The sequence below is a fragment of the Streptomyces sp. NRRL F-5123 genome (assembly GCF_000721495.1).
GTDB lineage: Bacteria > Actinomycetota > Actinomycetes > Streptomycetales > Streptomycetaceae > Actinacidiphila.
Genome location: NZ_JOHY01000030.1, coordinates 17,114 through 38,816, shown reverse-complemented (window position 1 = coordinate 38,816; position 21,703 = coordinate 17,114). Strand labels below are relative to the sequence as shown.

The 21,703-nt window shown below is 70.1% G+C and carries 15 protein-coding genes and 1 tRNA gene; 13 read left to right on the top strand and 3 right to left on the bottom strand.

Annotated features, from left to right (window positions below; genetic code table 11):
• Positions 1–26: 26 nt before the first annotated feature.
• The 3 genes from IH54_RS0122775 to IH54_RS0122765 all read left to right on the top strand — a co-directional run bounded on the left by IH54_RS0122775 (position 27) and on the right by IH54_RS0122765 (position 4,360).
• Positions 27–1,514, top strand: coding sequence for an MFS transporter (locus IH54_RS0122775; RefSeq protein WP_052397755.1), 1,488 nt, complete (start codon positions 27–29; stop codon positions 1,512–1,514).
• Positions 1,515–1,670: 156 nt separating this feature from the next.
• Positions 1,671–3,272, top strand: coding sequence for a M48 family metallopeptidase (locus IH54_RS0122770; RefSeq protein WP_043181918.1), 1,602 nt, complete (start codon positions 1,671–1,673; stop codon positions 3,270–3,272).
• A 44-nt stretch (positions 3,273–3,316) separates the two neighbouring features.
• On the top strand, positions 3,317–4,360 hold the full coding sequence (locus IH54_RS0122765) for a UDP-N-acetylmuramate dehydrogenase (protein ID WP_031519770.1): 1,044 nt from the start codon (positions 3,317–3,319) through the stop codon (positions 4,358–4,360).
• Positions 4,361–4,412: 52 nt separating this feature from the next.
• On the opposite strand, the gene IH54_RS0122760 is transcribed toward IH54_RS0122765, so the two are convergent.
• Together IH54_RS0122760 and IH54_RS0122755 are read right to left on the bottom strand one after the other, a co-directional pair.
• A complete protein-coding gene (locus IH54_RS0122760) occupies positions 4,413–5,474 on the bottom strand; it encodes an adenosine deaminase (RefSeq protein ID WP_052397754.1) in 1,062 nt (353 codons plus the stop codon).
• 103 nt (positions 5,475–5,577) lie between these two features.
• The gene (locus IH54_RS0122755) at positions 5,578–6,771 is read right to left on the bottom strand and encodes a pyridoxal phosphate-dependent aminotransferase (protein WP_159012001.1); all 1,194 of its coding nucleotides are present in this window, start codon (positions 6,769–6,771) and stop codon (positions 5,578–5,580) included.
• Between the two features lie 218 nt (positions 6,772–6,989).
• On the opposite strand from IH54_RS0122755, the gene IH54_RS0122750 reads away from it, so the two are divergent.
• From IH54_RS0122750 to nusG, 3 genes are all read left to right on the top strand, one after another.
• Positions 6,990–7,062: transfer RNA gene (locus IH54_RS0122750), tRNA-Trp, on the top strand.
• A gap of 117 nt (positions 7,063–7,179) precedes the next feature.
• The gene (gene secE / locus IH54_RS0122745; RefSeq protein WP_043181932.1) at positions 7,180–7,464 is read left to right on the top strand and encodes a preprotein translocase subunit SecE; all 285 of its coding nucleotides are present in this window, start codon (positions 7,180–7,182) and stop codon (positions 7,462–7,464) included.
• A gap of 125 nt (positions 7,465–7,589) precedes the next feature.
• Positions 7,590–8,453 carry a transcription termination/antitermination protein NusG gene (gene nusG / locus IH54_RS0122740; RefSeq protein WP_031519761.1) on the top strand — a complete coding sequence of 288 codons (864 nt, stop codon included), beginning with the start codon at positions 7,590–7,592 and terminating at the stop codon, positions 8,451–8,453.
• Between the two features lie 74 nt (positions 8,454–8,527).
• Here the strand turns inward: nusG and IH54_RS0122735 are convergent, their stop codons facing one another.
• Complete coding sequence (locus tag IH54_RS0122735) at positions 8,528–9,325, bottom strand: SGNH/GDSL hydrolase family protein (protein ID WP_031519759.1); 798 nt, start codon at positions 9,323–9,325, stop codon at positions 8,528–8,530.
• Between the two features lie 390 nt (positions 9,326–9,715).
• Here IH54_RS0122735 and rplK point away from each other — a divergent pair, with 390 nt between their 5' ends.
• The 7 genes from rplK (at position 9,716) to IH54_RS0122700 (ending at position 21,439) form a co-directional block, all read left to right on the top strand.
• Positions 9,716–10,150, top strand: a complete 435-nt coding sequence (rplK, locus tag IH54_RS0122730) for a 50S ribosomal protein L11 (RefSeq protein WP_031519757.1) — start codon at positions 9,716–9,718, stop codon at positions 10,148–10,150.
• A gap of 91 nt (positions 10,151–10,241) precedes the next feature.
• The gene (gene rplA / locus IH54_RS0122725) at positions 10,242–10,967 is read left to right on the top strand and encodes a 50S ribosomal protein L1 (RefSeq protein ID WP_031519755.1); all 726 of its coding nucleotides are present in this window, start codon (positions 10,242–10,244) and stop codon (positions 10,965–10,967) included.
• Positions 10,968–11,082: 115 nt separating this feature from the next.
• Positions 11,083–11,901, top strand: coding sequence for a hypothetical protein (locus IH54_RS0122720; protein WP_031519753.1), 819 nt, complete (start codon positions 11,083–11,085; stop codon positions 11,899–11,901).
• Between the two features lie 328 nt (positions 11,902–12,229).
• Complete coding sequence (gene rplJ / locus IH54_RS0122715; protein WP_031519750.1) at positions 12,230–12,766, top strand: 50S ribosomal protein L10; 537 nt, start codon at positions 12,230–12,232, stop codon at positions 12,764–12,766.
• 155 nt (positions 12,767–12,921) lie between these two features.
• Positions 12,922–13,308: a 50S ribosomal protein L7/L12 gene (gene rplL / locus IH54_RS0122710; RefSeq protein ID WP_031519747.1), complete on the top strand. Its 387-nt coding sequence runs from the start codon at positions 12,922–12,924 to the stop codon at positions 13,306–13,308.
• 637 nt (positions 13,309–13,945) lie between these two features.
• Positions 13,946–17,431: a DNA-directed RNA polymerase subunit beta gene (gene rpoB, locus IH54_RS0122705; protein ID WP_031519745.1), complete on the top strand. Its 3,486-nt coding sequence runs from the start codon at positions 13,946–13,948 to the stop codon at positions 17,429–17,431.
• A 108-nt stretch (positions 17,432–17,539) separates the two neighbouring features.
• A complete protein-coding gene (locus IH54_RS0122700) occupies positions 17,540–21,439 on the top strand; it encodes a DNA-directed RNA polymerase subunit beta' (RefSeq protein ID WP_031519743.1) in 3,900 nt (1,299 codons plus the stop codon).
• Positions 21,440–21,703: the final 264 nt, after the last annotated feature.

Genomic DNA, 21,703 nt, shown 5'->3' with positions numbered 1-21,703 from the left:
GACAGGGGACCAAGGAGATCAGGGCAATGACCACCGCAGACAGCGCGCGTCCCGCGGACAGCGCACCCACCACGGACAGCACGCCGCCCCGCGGCAAGGCCACGGCAGGCTGGGCCCTGCTGATCACCAGCATCGCGGGCTTCATGGCGTCCCTCGACAACCTCGTCGTCACCACCGCGCTGCCGTCCATCCGCAAGGACCTGGGCGGCGCGCTGTCCGACCTCGAGTGGACGGTGAACGCGTACACGCTCACCTTCGCCGTCCTGCTCATGTTCGGCGCGGCGCTCGGCGACCGCTTCGGCCGCCGCAAGCTCTTCGTCACCGGTCTGACGATCTTCACCGCCGCGTCCGCCGCCGCGGCCATGGCGCCCGGCATCAACGAGCTGATCGCGGCCCGCGCGATCCAGGGCGTGGGCGCGGCCATCATGATGCCGCTGACGCTCACGCTGCTGACCGCGGCAATACCCCCCGAGCGCCGGGGCGCCGCCTACGGCATATGGGGTGCGGTCAACGGCATGGCCGTGGCGTCCGGGCCGCTCATCGGCGGCAGCCTCACCGAGCACATCTCGTGGCAGTGGATCTTCTGGCTGAACGTCCCGCTCGGCATACTGCTGCTCCCGCTGGCCCGGCTGCGTCTGGCCGAGTCCACCGCGCCCGGCGCCCGGCTGGACGGCCGCGGCACCGCGCTCATCAGTCTCGGCCTCTTCGGCATCGTCTTCGCCCTGGTCAACGCGACCGAGCACGGCTGGACCAGCGCCCGCGTGCTCACCGGCCTGATCGTCGGCGGCGCCCTCGTCCTGGCCTTCGTGCGGCACGGCATGACGGCGCGCCAGCCGATGCTGCCGATGCGGTTCTTCCGCCGCCGCGCCTTCAGCGCGATCAACGCCGCGACCATGCTCATGTTCGTCGGGATGTTCGGCTCGATCTTCCTGCTCAGCCAGTTCCTGCAGACGGTGCTCGGCTACTCGCCCACCGAGGCGGGGCTGCGCATGCTGCCCTGGACGGGCATGCCGATGATCGTCGCGCCCATCGCCGGCTACCTCTCCGACCGCATCGGCGGCCGCCCGGTCGTCGCCGCGGGACTGGCGCTCCAGGCGATCGGCCTGGGCTGGTTCGCGGTCATCGCCTCGCCGGACGTCTCGTACGCCGCACAGCTGCCCTCGCTGATCATCTCCGGCACCGGCATGGCCCTCTACTTCCCGGCCTCCACCAGCCTGGGCATGTCCAGCGTCGAGCCGCACGAGCAGGGCGTCGCCTCCGGCGCCAGCAACGCCCTCCGCGAGGTCGGCGGCGCCCTCGGCGTGGCCCTGCTGGGCTCGATCTTCGCCGCGCACGGCGGTTACGCGTCCGGCTCGGCCTTTGTCGACGGCCTCGTCCCCGCGCTGTGGGTCGGCGCCGCGATCCTGGGCGTCGCCTTCCTCGCCGCCCTCGCCCTCCCGCGCCGCCGCCCCACCGACGGGACGACCGTCGCGGAGGGCGCACCCGCACCCGCCTCCCTCCAGAAGGTCGGCTGACCCCCACCCCTCACGCGGGCGGCCGGGACTCCCCCCGGCCGCCCGCGCACCCGCCCGGCCCGCACGGATTGCCGTTTACGCAGGTCAGCCCTACCGGATACGATCCGCTCCCCGCTGGTCCGCACGTTGGCCGGCTCGTGTCCTGTGGGGGGACCCTTGAACCAACGGCTCCGTGCCGCCGGCGTCTTCGCGTTGCTGGTCGGTTTCTTCGTGACGGGCTTCGTGCTCCTGGCCGCGATGGCGGTGTTCGACTGGCTGCTGGCGACCCACCGGGGGGACGGCAGCCGCGCGGGCTTCACGGGCGTGTTCATGGCCATGACCGCGGTCGCGGCCGCCGGGATCCTGCGCGGCATGTACGCCTTCCTGCGCGCCGGGCGGCTCGGAACCCCGGAGGGCGTCGCCGTCACCGAGCAGGACGAGCCCGAGCTGTGGGCGGAGGTCCGGGCCGTGGCCGACGGGCTCGGCGAGCGGCCGCCGCAGGAGCTGTGTCTGACCTCCGACGTCAACGCGTCCGCGGCCGAGCAGAGCCGGCTGCTCGGGCTGCTGCCCGGACGGCGCCGGCTGAACGTGGGCGTGCCGCTGCTCGTCGGCATGGAGCGGGCGGAACTGCGGGCCGTGCTCGCGCACGAGTTCGGCCACTACGGCAACGGCGACACCCGGCTCGGCGCGGCGGCGCTGCGCGGACGCGCGGCGATGGCGCACACCGTGCGGATCTTCAGCCGGGACCTGGTGTGGTTCGACCGCGTCGTCGGGGCGATCTACCTCGGCTATGCGCGGATGTACCTGCGCCGGTCCTTCGCTCTCTCCCGCGAGAAGGAATTCGCCGCCGACCGCGTCGCCGCCGGGTACGCCGGAGCCGCCGCCATGACCGCGGCGCTGCGCACACTGCCCGTCGTCGACGCCGCGCACGCGCACTACCTGGAGACGTACGCGACCATGGGCCGGCCCTTCCGCGCGCTGCCTCCCGCCGGGGAATTCCACGGCGGCTTCCGGCGGATGGTCGACGCCCGGCCCGGCGAGCGGCTGGCCGCACTCGCCGAGGGGCGGCGACCGAAACCGCCGCACAAGTACGACACGCACCCCTCCCTCGCCGAGCGCCTCGCCCGGCTCGAAGCGCTTCCCGCGCAGGACGCCGACCCCGTCACCGCCGGGCCCGCGTTCGCCCTGCTGCGCGCCCCCGAACGTGTCCTCACGGCCCTCGAAGCCGCCCCCGACGCCGCCCCCGAACCGGCCACGCCCGCCGAGGTGCGCCGCCTGAGCTGGGACCACCTCGTCCTGGTCCGGGCCGCGTACGACGCCGAGGAGTTCTCGCGCCCGCTGCGCCAGGCCGTCGCCCGCGTGCGGCGCACGGGGGCGGGCGCGGAGCTGCCGGACCTGGAGGATGTGCTGGACGCCTTCGACGAGGGCCTGCTGTGGGCGGGGATCTCCGACCGCATGCCGCGCCCGCAGTCGGCGGCCCGGCTCACCGGTGAGTCCGCCCGCAACTACCTGCGCCCCGCGGTCTTCGACGCCCTCGCCGGCCTGGTCCACCTCCGCCTCCTGGCCGCGTCCCGGGCCGTCCCGCGGATCGCCTGGGCCGGCACTCCCGGCATAGGCCTCCCCGAAGCATGGGAGAAGGGCATGGACGCGGCCCTCGACGCCGCGACCTCCGACACCCCCGACACGAAGCCCCTGCGCGCCCTGCTCGCGGAGCCGGACCCGGACCCGGAGCCGGCGCCGGACCCGGTGGGCGGGGGCGGCGCGGTCGGCGGGCTCTGACGGCCTCGCGCGGAAGGTGCGGGGGGCGGCCATAAGCTGGGGGCGTGGATTCTGACGTTCTCGCCCCGTACACGACCTTCCGGCTCGGAGGGCCCGCTCGCCGGCTGGTCACCGCCACGACGGACGACGAGCTGGTCGGTGCCGTGCGGGAGGCGGATGCGCGGGGGGAGCCGGTGCTGCTGCTGGGCGGCGGGAGCAACCTGGTCATCTCGGACGACGGGTTTCCCGGGACCGCCGTGCGGATCGCCACGCAGGGTGTCGACCTGCGGGGCAGCGCGCTGGAGCTGGCCGCGGGCGAGGTGTGGAGCGACGCGGTGGCCGCGACCGTGCGGGCGGGGCTGGCCGGGGTGGAGTGCCTGGCCGGGATCCCGGGGTCCGCGGGCGCCACGCCGATCCAGAACGTCGGGGCGTACGGGCAGGAGGTCTCCAGCACGATCACGGAGGTCGTGGCCTACGACCGGCGGGCCGGGGAGACGGTCACGCTCGACAACCGGGAGTGCGGGTTCTCCTACCGCAGCAGCCGCTTCAAGGAGGAGCCGGAGCGCTACGTCGTCCTGCGGGTGCGCTTCGGCCTCGAGGAAGCCGCGGGAATGTCCGCGCCGCTGAAATACGCCGAGACCGCCCGCGCGCTGGGCGTGTCCGTCGGGGAGCGGGTGCCGCTGGAGAAGGCCAGTGCGACGGTGCTGGCGCAGCGGGCCGGCAAGGGCATGGTGCTGGACGCCGCCGACCACGACACCTGGTCGGCGGGCTCGTTCTTCACCAACCCGGTGCTCACCGCCGCCGAATTCGCCGCCTTCGCGGACCGCGTCCACGACCGCCTCGGCCCCGACGCCGCCCCGCCCGCGTACCCGGCGGGCGACCGCACCAAGACCAGCGCGGCCTGGCTCATCGACAAGGCGGGCTTCACCAAGGGCTACGGCACCGGCCCGGCCCGCATCTCCGGCAAGCACACCCTGGCCCTGACCAACCGGGGCGCGGCCACCACCGCGGACCTGCTGGCGCTGGCCCGCGAGGTGCGCGACGGTGTGCACGCCGCCTTCGGCGTGACGCTCGTCAACGAGCCGGTCATGGTCGGGGTGGCGCTCTAACCCCCGCGCCCGGCTCCAGCCCTCCGAGCCCCGGCCCCCCCGAGCCCCGGCCCTAGCCCTCCGGGGGCTCCGCCGCCCACGCGTCGATGCCCTCCAGGAGCCGCTCACGGACCTCCTGCGGGGCGCGCGAGGCGCGGACGGACTGGCGGGCCAGTTCGGCCAGTTCCGCGTCCGTGAAGGCGTGCACGTCGCGCGCGATCTCGTACTGGGCCGCGAGCCGCGAGCCGAAGAGCAGCGGGTCGTCGGCGCCGAGGGCGAGCGGGACGCCCGCGTCGTACAGCGTGCGCAGCGGGACGTCCTCGGGCTTGTCGTAGACGCCCAGGGCGACGTTGGAGGCCGGGCAGACCTCGCACGTGACGCCTGTGTCGGCGAGCCGGCGCACCAGGTGCGGGTCCTCGGCGGCGCGCACGCCGTGGCCGACGCGCTGCGCGTGCAGGTCGTCCAGGCAGTCGCGGACGCTCGCGGGCCCGGCGAGCTCGCCGCCGTGCGGGGCGGCGAGCAGGCCGCCGTCCCGGGCGATGGCGAAGGCGCGGTCGAAGTCGCGGGCCAGACCGCGGCGTTCGTCGTTGGACAGCCCGAAGCCGACGACCCCCTGGTCGGTGTAGCGGACGGCGAGCCGGGCCAGCGTACGGGCGTCCAGCGGGTGCTTCATGCGGTTGGCGGCGACGATCACCGCCATGCCCACGCCGGTGTCCCGCGACGCGGTGTGCACCGCGTCCAGGATCAGCTCCAGGGTGGGGATGAGCCCGCCGAGCCGGGGCGCGTACGAGGTCGGGTCGACCTGGATCTCCAGCCAGCCGGAGCCGTCCGCGGCGTCCTCCTGGGCCGCCTCGCGCACCAGCCGGTGGATGTCGTCGGGGGTGCGCAGGCAGCTGCGGGCGGCGTCGTAGAGCCGCTGGAAGCGGAACCAGCCGCGCTCGTCGGTGGCCCGCAGCTTGGGCGGCTCGTCCGAGGTCAGCGCGTCGGGCAGCCGGACGCCGTCCCTGTCGGCCAGCTCCAGCAGGGTCGCGGGGCGCATGGAGCCGGTGAAATGCAGGTGGAGGTGTGCTTTGGGGAGCTTCCGGACATCCCGGCGGCCGGGACCGCCCCCCGACGTACGTACATCGCGTGCCATCCCAAGATCCTGCCAAACGCGAGCCCCCGCTCGGAACCGGATTCTCCGAACGGGGGCTTGCCCGAATGCATCATCGGGCCGAATTCCGGGGACGGGCGGGCGCTCAGTCCTGGGCTTCGCCCAGCAGCTTCTGCAGCCGCGAGACGCCCTCGGCCAGGTCGTCGTCGCCCAGCGCGTAGCTGAGCCGCAGGTAGCCCGGTGTGCCGAAGGCCTCGCCCGGGACGACGGCGACCTCGGCCTCGTCCAGGATCAGGGCGGCCAGCTCCACGCTGTCCGCGGGCCGCTTGCCGCGGATCTCCTTGCCGAGCAGGCCCTTGACCGAGGGGTAGACGTAGAACGCACCCTCGGGCGTCGGGCACACGACGCCGTCGATCTCGTTGAGCATCCGCACGATCGTCCGGCGGCGCCGGTCGAAGGCGGTGCGCATCTCGGCGACGGCGTCCAGGTCGCCGCTGACGGCGGTCAGGGCGGCCGCCTGCGCCACGTTGTTGACGTTCGAGGTGGCGTGCGACTGGAGGTTCGTCGCGGCCTTGACGATGTCCTTGGGGCCGATGATCCACCCCACCCGCCAGCCGGTCATGGCGTACGTCTTGGCCACGCCGTTGACGACGATGCACTTCTCCCGCAGCTGCGGCACGACCTGCGGCATCGAGGTGAAGACCGCGTCGCCGTAGACCAGGTGCTCGTAGATCTCGTCGGTGAGCACCCACAGGCCGTGCTCGACGGCCCAGCGGCCGATCGCCTCGGTCTCGGCCGGGCTGTAGACCGCGCCGGTCGGGTTGGACGGCGACACGAAGAGCACGACCTTGGTGCGCTCGGTGCGGGCCGCCTCCAGCTGCTCCACCGTGACCCGGTAGCCGGTCGTCTCGTCCGCGACGACCTCGACCGGCACGCCGCCCGCGAGCCGGATCGACTCGGGGTAGGTGGTCCAGTACGGAGCGGGCACGATGACCTCGTCGCCCGGGTCGAGCACCGCGGCGAAGGCCTCGTAGATGGCCTGCTTGCCGCCGTTGGTGACCAGCACCTGCGAGGCGTCGACCTCGTAGCCGGAGTCGCGCAGCGTCTTGGCGGCGATGGCGGCCTTGAGCTCGGGCAGCCCGCCGGCAGGCGTGTAGCGGTGGAACTTCGGATTGCGGCAGGCCTCGACGGCGGCGTCGACGATGTAGCCGGGCGTCGGGAAGTCCGGCTCTCCTGCACCGAAGCCGATCACCGGGCGCCCGGCGGCCTTGAGGGCCTTGGCCTTGGCGTCGACGGCGAGGGTGGCGGACTCGGAGATCGCACCGACACGGACCGACACGCGCCGATCGGTCGCCGGTGGTACTGGGGGAGTGGCTGCGCTCATACCTGCATCGTCCCAGACACCGACCGCCCCCGGCACCGGGGTTTGGGCCCCGGAGAACGCGTTCGGAGGCAATCCGAGGCAAGGCGTTCGACGAGATGCCTCCGAGCACGTACACTCAACGCTCGATGGCCTCCCGGCGATGTCGCCTGCGGTACGTTGGGAGTGTCTGTCGAAGGGTCGTAGCTCAATTGGTAGAGCACTGGTCTCCAAAACCAGCGGTTGGGGGTTCAAGTCCCTCCGGCCCTGCTCCACACGTCCTCCCCGGACGTGGGCAGGCAGATGCAGGCAAGAAGGCACTCGCCGTACCGCGCGACGGGCGCGGCACGGCCACGACCCGGAGTCAGGTGAGGACGAGTGACTGAGATCACGGACTCCATCGAGGTCCCTGAGCCTGACGCGTCTCAGGACGACAGCGACGCCGAGAAGAAGCCCCGCCGCGGCGGCAAGCGCGCGAAGAAGGGGCCGCTCGGCCGTCTCGCGCTCTTCTACCGCCAGATCGTCGCGGAGCTCCGCAAGGTCGTCTGGCCCACGCGCAACGATCTGACCACGTACACCACTGTGGTGATTGTGTTCGTTGTGGTCGTCATCGCGTTCGTGAGCGTGGTTGACTGGGGTTTCAGCAAGCTCGTTTCCGCCGTTTTCGGCTGAGCCGTCCGCTCTTGCCGGGCCGGTTTCGGGCCGGGTTCCGCGTCCCGCCTGTCCGCGCGGAGGGCGCCGGGCGCTGGTCGCCCCGCCCGCAGTGCCACCCTTGAAGTCAGGAAGAAGCAGTCACCGTGTCTGACCCGAACGTGTACGACGCCGACGAGTCCGTCGAGGGCGAGGAAGCCGCGCTCGACGTCGTCGAGGCCGCCGAGGAGCCCGCTGACGCGCAGGACCCGGCCGAGTCGGCGGAGGACGCGGACGCCGACGAGGCGGAGGACGCGGAGGAGTCGGAGGAGTCGGACGCCGACGAGACCGCATCCGAGGCGGCTGACGCGGCTGAGGACACCGACGAGACCGGCGACACCGAGGAGCCGGCCGCTCCGGTCGACCCCGTGGCCGCCTTCCGCGAGGAGCTCCGCACGCTCCCCGGCGAGTGGTACGTGATCCACACCTACGCCGGGTACGAGAACCGGGTGAAGTCCAACCTGGAGCAGCGTGCCGTCTCGCTGAACGTCGAGGAGTACATCTACCAGGCGGAGGTCCCGCAGGAGGAAGTCGTTCAGATCAAGAACGGCGACCGCAAGACCATCCGGCAGAACAAGCTCCCCGGCTACGTCCTGGTCCGCATGGACCTGACGAACGAGTCCTGGGGCGTCGTCCGCAACACCCCCGGCGTCACGGGCTTCGTCGGCAACGCCTACGACCCCTACCCGCTGACCCTGGACGAGATCGTCAAGATGCTCGCCCCCGAGGTCGAGGCGGCCGCCGAGGCCGCGGCCATCGCCGAGGGCACCGCGGTCCCCCGCAAGGTCGAGGTCCAGGTCCTGGACTTCGAGGTCGGCGACTCCGTCACCGTCACGGACGGCCCCTTCGCCACTCTCCAGGCCACGATCAACGAGATCAACCCCGACTCGAAGAAGGTCAAGGGCCTCGTCGAGATCTTCGGCCGCGAGACCCCGGTCGAGCTGAGCTTCGACCAGATCCAGAAGAACTAGCTCCTCGTACGACCGAGCCCCTGCCCTTCGCTTCCGGAGGGCAGGGGCTCGGTCGTGTGCGCGGCCGCCGCCGGTCAGTCGTTGGCGTTCAGGAGGGGGAGGTAGCCGGCGGAGTGGCCGGTGGCGGTCGGGTGGTAGGACTCCCAGCTCGGGGAGATGACGAGGGAGTGCAGGTAGTCGTCACCCGAGCAGAGCTCGTGGCCCTTGAAGGTGCTGCGCACGTCGCCGAAGGCGAAGCCGTGGGAGGCCGCGACCGAGGCGATCGTGGTGTCCAGGACGTCCGCGGCCTCGTTTATCTTCTGGTGCTTGGTGTCGCTGAGGCCGATGCAGATCCACGCCGACAGGTCGTACATGTCCGGGTAGCCGAGGACGACGACCTTCGCGTTGGGCGCCTTGGCGCGGATCGCGTTGTAGGTGGTGTTCAGGCGGCCGGGCAGGGTGTTGCGGATGTACGTCTCGGCCGTGTTGATGCGGCTGACACACGTGCTGTCGGAGCCGGTCACGCAGGTGGTCATGGCGTCGGCGAAGCCGGCGTCGTTGCCGCCGATGGTGAGGGAGACCAGGCCGGTGGAGGAGTTCAGCCCGCCGAGCTGGCTGTTCGTCACATCGGTGGTGACCGCGCCGGAACATGCGGCGAAGGTGAACGAGGACGGGCTGTGGGCGGCGGCCCACAGTGCGGGGTACGCGCTGTTGCTGCGGTGGCAGTCGCCGCTGGAACTGATGTAGTTGCCGGCGCCGTTGCCGGCGGAGTACGAGTCACCGAGCGCGACGTAGGCGGGCCCTGCCGCCTGGGCCGGGCCGGAGAAGACCAGCGCCGCCGCCAGGGCGGACGCCAGCGCGGTGAGAGCGGTGAGGGGCCTGCTCAGCTTCACGGAACCTCCTGGGTGAGGGCTTCCTGCAGCACTGTGGTACCAGCCAGTAGGTAGCCACGGGAAGTGTCCATGCCAAGAATTCTTCCCGCGTAGACCAGAACTTCAGGTTCCGCTACGGGAGTTGACGGAGGTGCGGGTGCAACTCGTCTGCTGGTAGAGGCATCTGAGGGGGTGAAAGTGCATGGCGTGCTGTGATCGTACCGCTACTCGGAGTGTCTGCCGAGAGGCAGCAGAACGAGCGGCTCCGTGCCGTGCGGAGCCCGCCCGCCGGGGTCGGCCGCGGGGGCGGCGCGGAACGGATTTCGGGGCCGGGGGCGGTACCCGCTATCGTGGTGCGGTATGCCTGCTCGCAGGCATGGAAAAAACTCTCAACAGGACCCGGAGAGAGCAATGCCTCCCAAGAAGAAGAAGATCACGGGGCTGATCAAGCTCCAGATCAACGCCGGTGCGGCCAACCCTGCGCCGCCGGTCGGCCCCGCGCTGGGCCAGCACGGCGTCAACATCATGGAGTTCTGCAAGGCCTACAACGCGGCCACCGAGTCGCAGCGCGGCATGGTGATCCCGGTGGAGATCACGGTCTACGAGGACCGCTCCTTCACCTTCGTCACCAAGACCCCGCCGGCCGCCAAGCTGATCCTCAAGGCCGCGGGCGTCGACAAGGGATCCGGCACCCCGCACACCAAGAAGGTCGCCAAGCTCACCCGCGACCAGGTGCGCGAGATCGCCACGACCAAGATGCCCGACCTGAACGCGAACGACCTGGACGCGGCGGAGAAGATCATCGCCGGTACGGCCCGTTCCATGGGCATCACCGTCGAGGGCTGACAGCCGCCTCGTAGGGCAGCAGCAGCACATGTGGGAGGGCCTGCTCGGCCCGCACCACGAACTCCATCGAAACAGCTACAGGAGTAGTTCCATGAGCAAGCGCAGCAAGTCTCTCCGCGCTGCGGACGCCAAGATCGACCGGGAGCGGCTGTACGCGCCCCTGGAAGCGGTGCGTCTCGCCAAGGAGACCTCGTCCACCAAGTTCGACTCGACCGTCGAGGTCGCCTTCCGCCTGGGTGTGGACCCGCGCAAGGCCGACCAGATGGTCCGTGGCACCGTGAACCTTCCGCACGGCACCGGCAAGACCGCCCGGGTCCTGGTCTTCGCGACCGGTGACCGTGCTGCGGCCGCGGAAGCCGCGGGCGCCGACATCGTCGGCTCCGACGAACTGATCGACGAGGTCGCGAAGGGCCGGCTGGACTTCGACGCCGTCGTCGCCACCCCGGACCTCATGGGCAAGGTCGGCCGCCTCGGCCGCGTCCTCGGCCCGCGTGGTCTGATGCCGAACCCGAAGACCGGCACCGTGACGCCCGACGTGGCCAAGGCCGTGACGGACATCAAGGGCGGCAAGATCGAGTTCCGCGTCGACAAGCACTCCAACCTGCACTTCATCATCGGCAAGGTGTCGTTCGACGACGCCCAGCTGGTGGAGAACTACGCGGCGGCGCTGGACGAGATCCTGCGTCTGAAGCCGTCCGCGGCGAAGGGGCGCTACCTGAAGAAGGCGGCCGTCTCCACGACGATGGGCCCCGGCATCCTGGTCGACCCCAACCGCACGCGCAACCTCCTCACCGAGGAGGACCCGGCCGCGGTCTGACCCCGGCCGAAGTCCTGCGGACGCCCCGCATCCCCCGTTCCCCGGGGGGTGCGGGGCGTTCCGCGTCTACGATGCTCTGTGGCGCTGGGGAACGCGCCCGACAGGGGGGCACACCATGCGTACGGCGACGGCGGCCGTGGCGGTCATCGTTCTCGCGCTCACCGCCGCGGCCTGCGATGGCGGCGGCTCGTACCACCAGGGCGCGGCGCCCGGTACGAACGCGAAGGCGCCTGCGTCCGGCGCGGCCCCCGACCCGGACAGCGCCGCGGCCAAGGCGATCGTCGCCATGGTCGACCGGGCCGAGGCGATGCGCTCCGTGCACGTCGTCTCCGTGCAGCAGCGCGGGGGCAAGACGGCCACGCTGGCGGGGATCAACTCGTGGGGCGGCCCGGACGCGGGGGCGGTCGTCACCGCGGCGCCCGCGGCGCTGGGCATGCAGGGGATGAACCACCACGACCGCATGGAGATGCGCACGCTGGACGGGTTCGAATACGTCCAGGTCGATCCGCCGGCCGCCGGCCCGAACAAGGGGAAGGGCTGGCTGCGCTTCACCCTGGCCGCCACCATGGGCGAGGAGGTCGCGGCGGCGATGTCGGAGCAGATGGACTACAGCCCGGTCCACCGGCTGCTCCTGATGCCGTCCAGCGGGCCGGTCACGCTGATCGGGCGCGAGACGGTGGAGGGTCGTCCGACGGTGCACTACCGGGGCACCGTCCCCGCGGACGCCCGGATCGTGGCGGCGCGCAAAGTACCGGAATCGGCTGGCGTCGACGTGTGGGTGGGCGCGGACGGGCTGCCGGTGCGGATGGTCAGCGACGACGGGAAGGAGCGCATCACCGACGTCTTCAGCGACTTCGGCGGCGTCGTCCGCATCCAGCAGCCGCCGGCCGCGCAGACCATCGTCCCTCCGCCGCCCACGAGTGCCACGGCCTGACCGGTGCGCCCGGTCCCGCCGCGGGCCCCGCGGGCGATTTGCCCCGCGGGGGCGCGGTCCCGTACGCTTCCGGTGAAGCCAAAGACCGCTGGTTGCCGTCGTGTCCGGAATTCCGGGCGGGACGGCCGAAGGATCCGCTGATGCGGACGGCCCGCGCAGGTGACCGTGGATGGACTCCGAGGCCCGCAGGGTATCCCGTCAGGGAGATCCGGAAGGCAGCGTCGAGTCACGCCCCGTGCGCTTGCGCCGGGGCGTTTGTTTTGCCCGGGGCACACCGCCTCGTCCTTCGTTCCGCGCGGTCCATCACCCCGGAAGGAGGCCGAGACTCATGGCGAGGCCTGACAAGGCTGCCGCGGTGGCCGAGTTGACGGACCAGTTCCGCGCCTCGAACGCCGCTGTGCTGACCGAGTACCGCGGTCTCACCGTCGCGCAGCTCAAGACGCTGCGCCGCTCGCTCGGTGAGAACGCCCAGTACGCCGTGGTGAAGAACACGCTGACCAAGATCGCGGCCAACGAGGCCGGGATCACCCAGCTCGACGACCTGTTCGCGGGTCCGTCGGCTGTCGCCTTCGTCACCGGTGACCCGGTGGAGGCGGCGAAGGGTCTGCGCGACTTCGCCAAGGACAACCCCGCTCTCGTCATCAAGGGCGGTGTCCTTGACGGCAAGGCGCTGTCCGCCGACGAGATCAAGAAGCTTGCGGACCTCGAGTCCCGCGAGGTTCTGCTCGCCAAGCTGGCGGGTGCCATGAAGGCCAAGCAGTCGCAGACTGCCGCGCTCTTCCAGGCGCTCCCCGCGAAGTTCGTCCGCACCGCGGAGGCGCTTCGTGCCAAGAAGGCAGAGGCCGAGCAGGGCGGTGCCGAGTAATTCGGCTCGCACGATGACCGGGGCCTGACGGCTCCGGTCGGGGCCGGCGCGCGACCGCACCACGCACCAGCGCACCGGCTTACGCGGGCCGACCGTACGCCCGCCGACTTGTACGACATTCCGGCACCCGCCGATTTAGTGGAAGGACCGCCATCATGGCGAAGCTCAGCCAGGAAGACCTGCTCGCCCAGTTCGAGGAGCTCACCCTCATCGAACTCGCCGACTTCGTGAAGGCGTTCGAGGCGAAGTTCGACGTCACCGCCGCCGCCCCCGTCGCCGTCGCCGCCGGTGGCGCGGGTGTCGCCGCTCCGGCCGAGGCCGCCGAGGAGCAGGACGAGTTCGACGTCGTCCTCACCGCCGCGGGCGACAAGAAGATCCAGGTCATCAAGGTCGTGCGCGAGCTGACCTCGCTGGGTCTGAAGGAGGCCAAGGACCTCGTGGACGGCGCCCCGAAGCCCGTCCTGGAGAAGGTCGCCAAGGAGGCCGCGGACAAGGCCGCCGAGTCCCTCAAGGCCGCCGGCGCCTCGGTCGAGGTCAAGTAACACCCCCCGTCACACACCGTGACGTAGGAGCACTCGCTGCTCCACCTACCGCAGGGCGGTCACCCGGAAGGGTGGCCGCCCTCGGTCGTTCGTACGCCCTTCGGCGGGCCGCGCCGGGGGCTGTCGTACCCGGCGGATAAGGTGATCCCTCCTGCTGGGAACGGGTGCTCGCGCATGTGTGCGGGGCCGGGGCCTTGACGTTTGGCACGCGGCGCGCAATTCTCAGGACGCGCCACGACGTTGGACGCGATCCCGGCGGGGCCGGCCGCGGCCCAGCGCCGATCCCATGCATGATCCGATGCATGGATCGTCGGCGATGCGGGAATGCATGGCTATGCAGCAGGACGCAGGACGACGGCAGGGTTGACGGAGGCGGTTCCAGGTTCCGAGGCTTGGGGTCGCGAGACGGGCAGAGGGGGCGACGATTCGGTACTCCGAATCTCAGCCTGGACATCAGTGTGCCAAGTGGCTACACTGACCCTTTGCGCTGCCTGTTAGCTGCTGCCTGGCCCGTCACCAGGAGCATGCCCACGTCTGAGAGCTGCTGAGAAGGCCCTTCCATCAGGGCTTTCCCTCTGGTCCTCAGGGGCGGACCGGTACGCGCGTAGTGAGTCCGAGCCCTCGGAAGGACCCCCTCTTGGCCGCCTCGCGCAACGCCTCGACTGCCAATTCGAACAACGGCGCCAGCACTGCCCCGCTGCGCATCTCTTTCGCGAAGATCCGTGAACCGCTCGAAGTTCCGAACCTCCTCGCGCTCCAGACCGAGAGCTTTGACTGGCTGCTCGGCAATGCGGCGTGGAAGGCCCGGGTCGAGGCGGCGCTGGACAGTGGGCAGGACGTCCCCAGGAAGTCCGGTCTGGAGGAGATCTTCGAGGAGATCTCCCCGATCGAGGACTTCTCCGGGTCGATGTCGCTCACGTTCCGTGACCACCGGTTCGAGCCCCCGAAGAACTCGCTGGACGAGTGCAAGGAGCGCGACTTCACGTACGGCGCCCCGCTCTTCGTCACCGCCGAGTTCACCAACAACGAGACCGGCGAGATCAAGTCCCAGACGGTCTTCATGGGCGACTTCCCGCTGATGACCTCGAAGGGCACCTTCTGCATCAACGGCACCGAGCGTGTCGTCGTCTCGCAGCTGGTCCGCTCGCCGGGTGTGTACTTCGACTCCAGCATCGACAAGACGTCCGACAAGGACATCTTCTCGGCCAAGATCATCCCGTCCCGGGGTGCCTGGCTGGAGATGGAGATCGACAAGCGCGACATGGTCGGTGTCCGCATCGACCGCAAGCGCAAGCAGTCGGTCACGGTGCTGCTCAAGGCGCTCGGCTGGAGCACCGAGCAGATCCTTGAGGAGTTCGGCGACTACGAGTCGATGCGCGCCACCCTGGAGAAGGACCACACCCAGGGCCAGGACGACGCACTGCTCGACATCTACCGCAAGCTGCGCCCGGGCGAGCCGCCGACCAAGGAGGCCGCCCAGACGCTGCTGGAGAACCTCTACTTCAACCCCAAGCGCTACGACCTCGCGAAGGTCGGCCGCTACAAGGTCAACAAGAAGCTCGGCAGCGACGCGCCGCTGGACGCCGGTGTGCTCACCACCGAGGACATCATCGCGACCATCAAGTACCTGGTGAAGCTGCACGCCGGTGAGACCGAGACCACCGGTGAGAACGGCTCCACCATCGTGGTCGAGGTCGACGACATCGACCACTTCGGCAACCGCCGCCTGCGCAACGTCGGCGAGCTGATCCAGAACCAGGTCCGCACCGGCCTCGCGCGTATGGAGCGCGTGGTCCGCGAGCGCATGACCACCCAGGACGTCGAGGCGATCACGCCGCAGACCCTGATCAACATCCGGCCGGTCGTCGCCTCCATCAAGGAGTTCTTCGGCACCAGCCAGCTGTCGCAGTTCATGGACCAGACCAACCCGCTGTCCGGTCTGACCCACAAGCGCCGCCTGTCGGCGCTGGGCCCCGGCGGTCTGTCCCGTGAGCGGGCCGGCTTCGAGGTCCGTGACGTGCACCCGTCGCACTACGGCCGGATGTGCCCGATCGAGACGCCGGAAGGCCCGAACATCGGTCTGATCGGCTCGCTGGCCTCCTACGGCCGGGTCAACGCGTTCGGCTTCGTCGAGACGCCGTACCGCAAGGTCGTCGGCGGTGTCGTGACCGACGACGTCGACTACCTGACCGCCGACGAGGAGGACCGCTTCGTCATCGCGCAGGCCAACGCGCCGCTGACCGACGACCTGCGGTTCGCCGAGTCCCGCGTGCTGGTCCGCCGCCGCGGCGGCGAGATCGACTACATCCCCGGCGACGACGTCGACTACATGGACGTCTCGCCGCGCCAGATGGTGTCGGTCGCGACCGCGATGATCCCGTTCCTGGAGCACGACGACGCCAACCGCGCGCTCATGGGGTCGAACATGATGCGCCAGGCCGTGCCGCTCATCAAGGCGGAGGCCCCGCTGGTCGGCACCGGCATGGAGTACCGCTGCGCGGTCGACGCCGGCGACGTCATCAAGGCCGAGAAGGACGGTGTGGTCCAGGAGGTCTCCGCCGACTACGTCACGGTCACCAACGACGACGGCACGTACAACACCTACCGCATCGCGAAGTTCTCCCGCTCCAACCAGGGCACGTCCTTCAACCAGAAGGTCGTCGTCAACGAGGGCGACCGCGTCGTGGTCGGCCAGGTGCTCGCCGACGGTCCGTCGACCCAGGAAGGGGAGATGGCGCTCGGCAAGAACCTGCTGGTGGCGTTCATGCCGTGGGAGGGCCACAACTACGAGGACGCGATCATCCTGTCGCAGCGCCTCGTGCAGGACGACGTCCTGTCCTCGATCCACATCGAGGAGCACGAGGTCGACGCCCGCGACACCAAGCTGGGCCCCGAGGAGATCACCCGGGACATCCCGAACGTCTCCGAGGAGGTGCTCGCCGACCTCGACGAGCGCGGCATCATCCGGATCGGCGCCGACGTGGTCGCCGGCGACATCCTGGTCGGCAAGGTCACCCCGAAGGGTGAGACCGAGCTGACGCCGGAGGAGCGGCTGCTGCGCGCGATCTTCGGTGAGAAGGCCCGCGAGGTCCGCGACACCTCGCTGAAGGTCCCGCACGGCGAGGTCGGCAAGATCATCGGCGTCCGGGTCTTCGACCGCGAGGAGGGCGACGAGCTGCCGCCCGGCGTGAACCAGCTGGTCCGCGTCTACGTCGCGCAGAAGCGCAAGATCACCGACGGCGACAAGCTCGCCGGCCGGCACGGCAACAAGGGCGTCATCTCGAAGATCCTGCCGGTCGAGGACATGCCGTTCCTGGAGGACGGCACCCCGGTCGACATCATCCTCAACCCGCTCGGCGTGCCGTCCCGGATGAACCCCGGCCAGGTGCTGGAGATCCACCTCGGGTGGCTCGCCAAGCAGGGCTGGGACGTCTCGGGCATCGCCGACGAGTGGGCGCGCCGGCTGGAGGCGATCGACGCGCACCGCGTCGAGCCCGGCACCAACGTCGCCACCCCGGTCTTCGACGGCGCGCGCGAGGACGAGATCCGCGGGCTCTTCGAGTCCACGATCCCCAACCGCGACGGCGACCGGCTGGTCCTGCCGTCCGGCAAGGCCCGGCTCTTCGACGGCCGCTCCGGCGAGCCGTTCCCGGACCCGATCTCGATCGGCTACATGTACATCCTCAAGCTGCACCACCTGGTGGACGACAAGCTGCACGCCCGCTCCACCGGCCCGTACTCGATGATCACCCAGCAGCCGCTGGGTGGTAAGGCGCAGTTCGGCGGGCAGCGATTCGGCGAGATGGAGGTGTGGGCGCTGGAGGCGTACGGCGCCGCGTACGCACTCCAGGAGCTGCTGACCATCAAGTCCGACGACGTGCTCGGCCGCGTGAAGGTCTACGAGGCCATCGTCAAGGGCGAGAACATCCCCGAGCCCGGCATTCCCGAGTCCTTCAAGGTGCTCATCAAGGAAATGCAGTCGCTGTGCCTCAACGTGGAGGTGCTGTCCTCGGACGGCATGTCCATCGAGATGCGCGACACCGACGAGGACGTGTTCCGCGCCGCGGAGGAGCTCGGTATCGACCTGTCCCGGCGCGAGCCGAGCAGCGTCGAAGAGGTCTGACGGGTTCCGCCGGCCACCCGGCCGTACACCTCGTACGGCCGGGCCCGGCGGCCCCCACGACCCGTTCAGACCATTTGAGAATCAACCCTGAGAGGGATTGACGACACAGTGCTCGACGTCAACTTCTTCGACGAGCTGCGGATCGGCCTGGCCACCGCGGACGACATCCGGACCTGGTCGCACGGCGAGGTCAAGAAGCCCGAGACCATCAACTACCGCACCCTCAAGCCGGAAAAGGACGGGCTCTTCTGCGAGAAGATCTTCGGCCCCACCCGGGACTGGGAGTGCTACTGCGGCAAGTACAAGCGCGTGCGCTTCAAGGGCATCATCTGTGAGCGCTGCGGCGTGGAGGTCACGCGCGCCAAGGTGCGCCGTGAGCGGATGGGCCACATCGAGCTGGCCGCGCCCGTCACGCACATCTGGTACTTCAAGGGTGTCCCGTCGCGCCTGGGCTACCTGCTCGACCTCGCCCCGAAGGACCTGGAGAAGGTCATCTACTTCGCGGCGTACATGATCACCTGGGTCGACGACGAGCGCCGCACCCGCGACCTGCCGTCGCTGGAGGCCCAGGTCTCCGTCGAGCGGCAGCAGGTCGAGCAGCGCCGTGACGCCGATGTCGAGGCCCGGCAGAAGAAGCTGGAAGCCGACCTCGGCGAGCTGGAGAACGAGGGCGCCAAGGCCGACGTCCGCCGCAAGGTCCGCGAGGGTGCCGAGCGCGAGATGAAGCAGCTGCGCGACCGCGCGCAGCGCGAGATCGACCGCCTCGACGAGGTGTGGGCCCGCTTCAAGAACCTCAAGGTCCAGGACCTGGAGGGCGACGAGCTGCTCTACCGCGAGCTGCGCGACCGCTTCGGCACGTACTTCCAGGGCTCGATGGGTGCCGCGGCGCTGCAGAAGCGCCTGGAGTCCTTCGACCTGGACGAGGAGGCCGAGCGCCTCCGCGAGATCATCCGCACCGGCAAGGGCCAGAAGAAGACCCGCGCGCTCAAGCGCCTCAAGGTCGTCTCCGCCTTCCTGCAGACCACCAACAAGCCCAACGGCATGGTGCTGGACTGCGTCCCGGTGATCCCGCCGGACCTGCGTCCGATGGTGCAGCTGGACGGTGGCCGCTTCGCGACCTCCGACCTGAACGACCTGTACCGCCGCGTCATCAACCGCAACAACCGCCTGAAGCGGCTTCTCGACCTCGGCGCGCCCGAGATCATCGTGAACAACGAGAAGCGCATGCTCCAGGAGGCCGTGGACGCGCTCTTCGACAACGGCCGCCGCGGCCGCCCGGTCACGGGCCCCGGCAACCGCCCGCTGAAGTCGCTGTCCGACATGCTCAAGGGCAAGCAGGGCCGCTTCCGGCAGAACCTGCTCGGCAAGCGCGTCGACTACTCCGCCCGTTCGGTGATCGTCGTCGGCCCGCAGCTCAAGCTGCACCAGTGCGGCCTGCCGAAGGCCATGGCGCTGGAGCTCTTCAAGCCGTTCGTGATGAAGCGCCTGGTGGACCTCAACCACGCGCAGAACATCAAGTCGGCCAAGCGCATGGTCGAGCGCGGCCGTACGGTCGTGTACGACGTGCTGGAAGAGGTCATCGCCGAGCACCCGGTGCTGCTCAACCGCGCGCCGACGCTGCACCGCCTGGGCATCCAGGCCTTCGAGCCGCAGCTGGTCGAGGGCAAGGCGATCCAGATCCACCCGCTGGTCTGCACCGCCTTCAACGCGGACTTCGACGGCGACCAGATGGCCGTGCACCTGCCGCTGTCCGCGGAGGCGCAGGCCGAGGCCCGCATCCTGATGCTGTCCTCGAACAACATCCTCAAGCCCGCCGACGGCCGCCCGGTCACCATGCCGACCCAGGACATGGTGCTCGGTCTGTTCTTCCTGACCACGGACTCCGAAGAGCGCACGATCATCGGTGAGGGCCGGGCCTTCGGCTCGACCGCCGAGGCGATCATGGCGTTCGACAACCGTGAGCTGTCGATGCAGGCGCCGGTCGACATCCGCTTCCCGGTGGGCACCGTCCCGCCGCGCGGCTGGACGCCGCCGGAGCCCGTCGAGGGCGAGCAGCCGTACCAGGTCGGTGACAGCTTCCGGCTGCGCACCACGCTGGGCCGGGCGCTCTTCAACGAGCTGCTGCCCGAGGACTACCCGTTCGTGGACTACGCGGTCGGCAAGAAGCAGCTCTCGGAGATCGTCAACGACCTCGCCGAGCGCTACCCGAAGGTCATCGTGGCGGCGACGCTCGACAACCTGAAGGCGGCCGGCTTCCACTGGGCCACCCGTTCCGGCGTCACCGTCTCGGTCACCGACATCGTCGTGCCGGAGGCGAAGAAGGCGATCATCGCCGCTTACGAGGCGCAGGACGAGAAGGTCCAGAAGCAGTACGAGCGCGGTCTGATCACCAAGCAGGAGCGGTCGGACGAGCTGATCGGGATCTGGAACAAGGCGACCAACGAGGTCGCCGTGGCGATGAACGCCAACTTCCCGAAGACCAACCCGATCTTCATGATGGTCGACTCCGGCGCCCGCGGAAACATGATGCAGATGCGTCAGATCGCGGGTATGCGAGGCCTGGTCTCCAACGCCAAGAACGAGACCATCCCGCGGCCGATCAAGGCGTCCTTCCGTGAGGGCCTGTCCGTGCTGGAGTACTTCATCTCCACCCACGGTGCCCGTAAGGGCCTGGCCGACACCGCGCTGCGTACCGCCGACTCGGGTTACCTGACCCGTCGTCTGGTGGACGTCTCGCAGGACGTCATCATCCGCGAGGAGGACTGCGGCACCGAGCGCGGTCTGAAGCTGCGGATCGCCGAGCGCGGCGCCGACGGCGTACTGCGCAAGGCGGAGGACGTCGAGACCAGCGTGTACGCGCGCATGCTCTCCGAGGACGTGGTGGTGGACGGCAAGGTCGTCGCGCCCGCCAACGTCGACCTCGGCGACGTGCTCATCGACCAGCTGGTGCGGCTCGGCGTCGAGGAGGTCAAGGTCCGCTCGATCCTGACCTGCGAGTCGGCCGTCGGCACCTGCGCCTACTGCTACGGGCGCTCGCTGGCCACCGGCAAGCTGGTGGACATCGGCGAGGCGGTCGGCATCATCGCCGCCCAGTCGATCGGTGAGCCCGGCACCCAGCTGACGATGCGTACCTTCCACACCGGTGGTGTGGCCGGTGACGACATCACCCAGGGTCTGCCGCGTGTCGTCGAGCTGTTCGAGGCCCGCGTGCCCAAGGGTGTCGCCCCGATCTCCGAGGCGGCCGGCCGGGTGCGGGTCGAGGAGACCGAGAAGACCAAGAAGCTGGTCGTCACGCCGGACGACGGCTCCGACGAGCTGGCGTACCCGATCTCCAAGCGCGTCAAGCTCATGGTGGGCGAGGGCGACCACGTCGAGGTCGGCCAGAAGCTCACCTACGGTGCCACCAACCCGCACGACGTGCTGCGCATCCTGGGCCAGCGCCAGGTGCAGATCCACCTGGTGGCCGAGGTCCAGAAGGTCTACAACTCGCAGGGCGTGTCGATCCACGACAAGCACATCGAGATCATCATCCGGCAGATGCTGCGCCGGGTGACGATCATCGAGTCCGGCGACGCCGAGCTGCTGCCCGGCGAGCTGGTCGAGCGCGGCCGGTTCGAGACCGAGAACCGGCGGGTCGTGTCCGAGGGCGGTCACCCGGCCTCGGGTCGTCCGCAGCTCATGGGTATCACCAAGGCGTCGCTGGCCACCGAGTCGTGGCTGTCGGCGGCGTCCTTCCAGGAGACGACCCGGGTGCTGACGGACGCGGCGATCCACGCGAAGTCGGACTCGCTGCTGGGTCTGAAGGAGAACGTCATCATCGGCAAGCTCATCCCGGCCGGTACGGGCCTGTCCCGCTACCGCAACATCCGGGTGGAGCCGACCGAGGAGGCCAAGGCCGCGATGTACTCGGCCGTCGGCTACGACGACATCGACTACAGCCCCTTCGGCTCCGGCTCCGGCCAGGCCGTCCCGCTGGAGGACTACGACTACGGCCCGTACAACGGCTGACGCGTAGCCCGCGCACATCGCAGAGCGGCCGTCCCCGCGCGGGGACGGCCGCTCTGCGGCATCCTGGGACAGGGTCGCTGAGCTGGCGGAATCCGGCCGGTATGCATGTGTTTTGACCGCGGCCGATGCGGTAGGTACGCTCTGACCTTGTGCCTGGGGTGTGCCCGGGTTCTTGCGCGTGCCATGCGACCGCGCGGGAAGCCCGAGGCCGCGGCATCCGACGATACGCACTTCCCGCCCTTCCGGGGGATGTGCGGGGTCCGC

Bases quoted from the DNA above. Each gene is read 5' to 3' on its own strand.
- rplJ (WP_031519750.1), top strand. From the start codon at position 12,230: ATGGCGAGGCCTGACAAGGCTGCCGCGGTGGCCGAGTTGACGGACCAG.
- IH54_RS0122760 (WP_052397754.1), bottom strand. From the start codon at position 5,474: ATGGCACGCGATGTACGTACGTCGGGGGGCGGTCCCGGCCGCCGGGAT.
- rplA (WP_031519755.1), top strand. From the start codon at position 10,242: ATGAGCAAGCGCAGCAAGTCTCTCCGCGCTGCGGACGCCAAGATCGAC.
- rplL (WP_031519747.1), top strand. From the start codon at position 12,922: ATGGCGAAGCTCAGCCAGGAAGACCTGCTCGCCCAGTTCGAGGAGCTC.
- rplK (WP_031519757.1), top strand. From the start codon at position 9,716: ATGCCTCCCAAGAAGAAGAAGATCACGGGGCTGATCAAGCTCCAGATC.
- IH54_RS0122775 (WP_052397755.1), top strand. From the start codon at position 27: ATGACCACCGCAGACAGCGCGCGTCCCGCGGACAGCGCACCCACCACG.
- IH54_RS0122720 (WP_031519753.1), top strand. From the start codon at position 11,083: ATGCGTACGGCGACGGCGGCCGTGGCGGTCATCGTTCTCGCGCTCACC.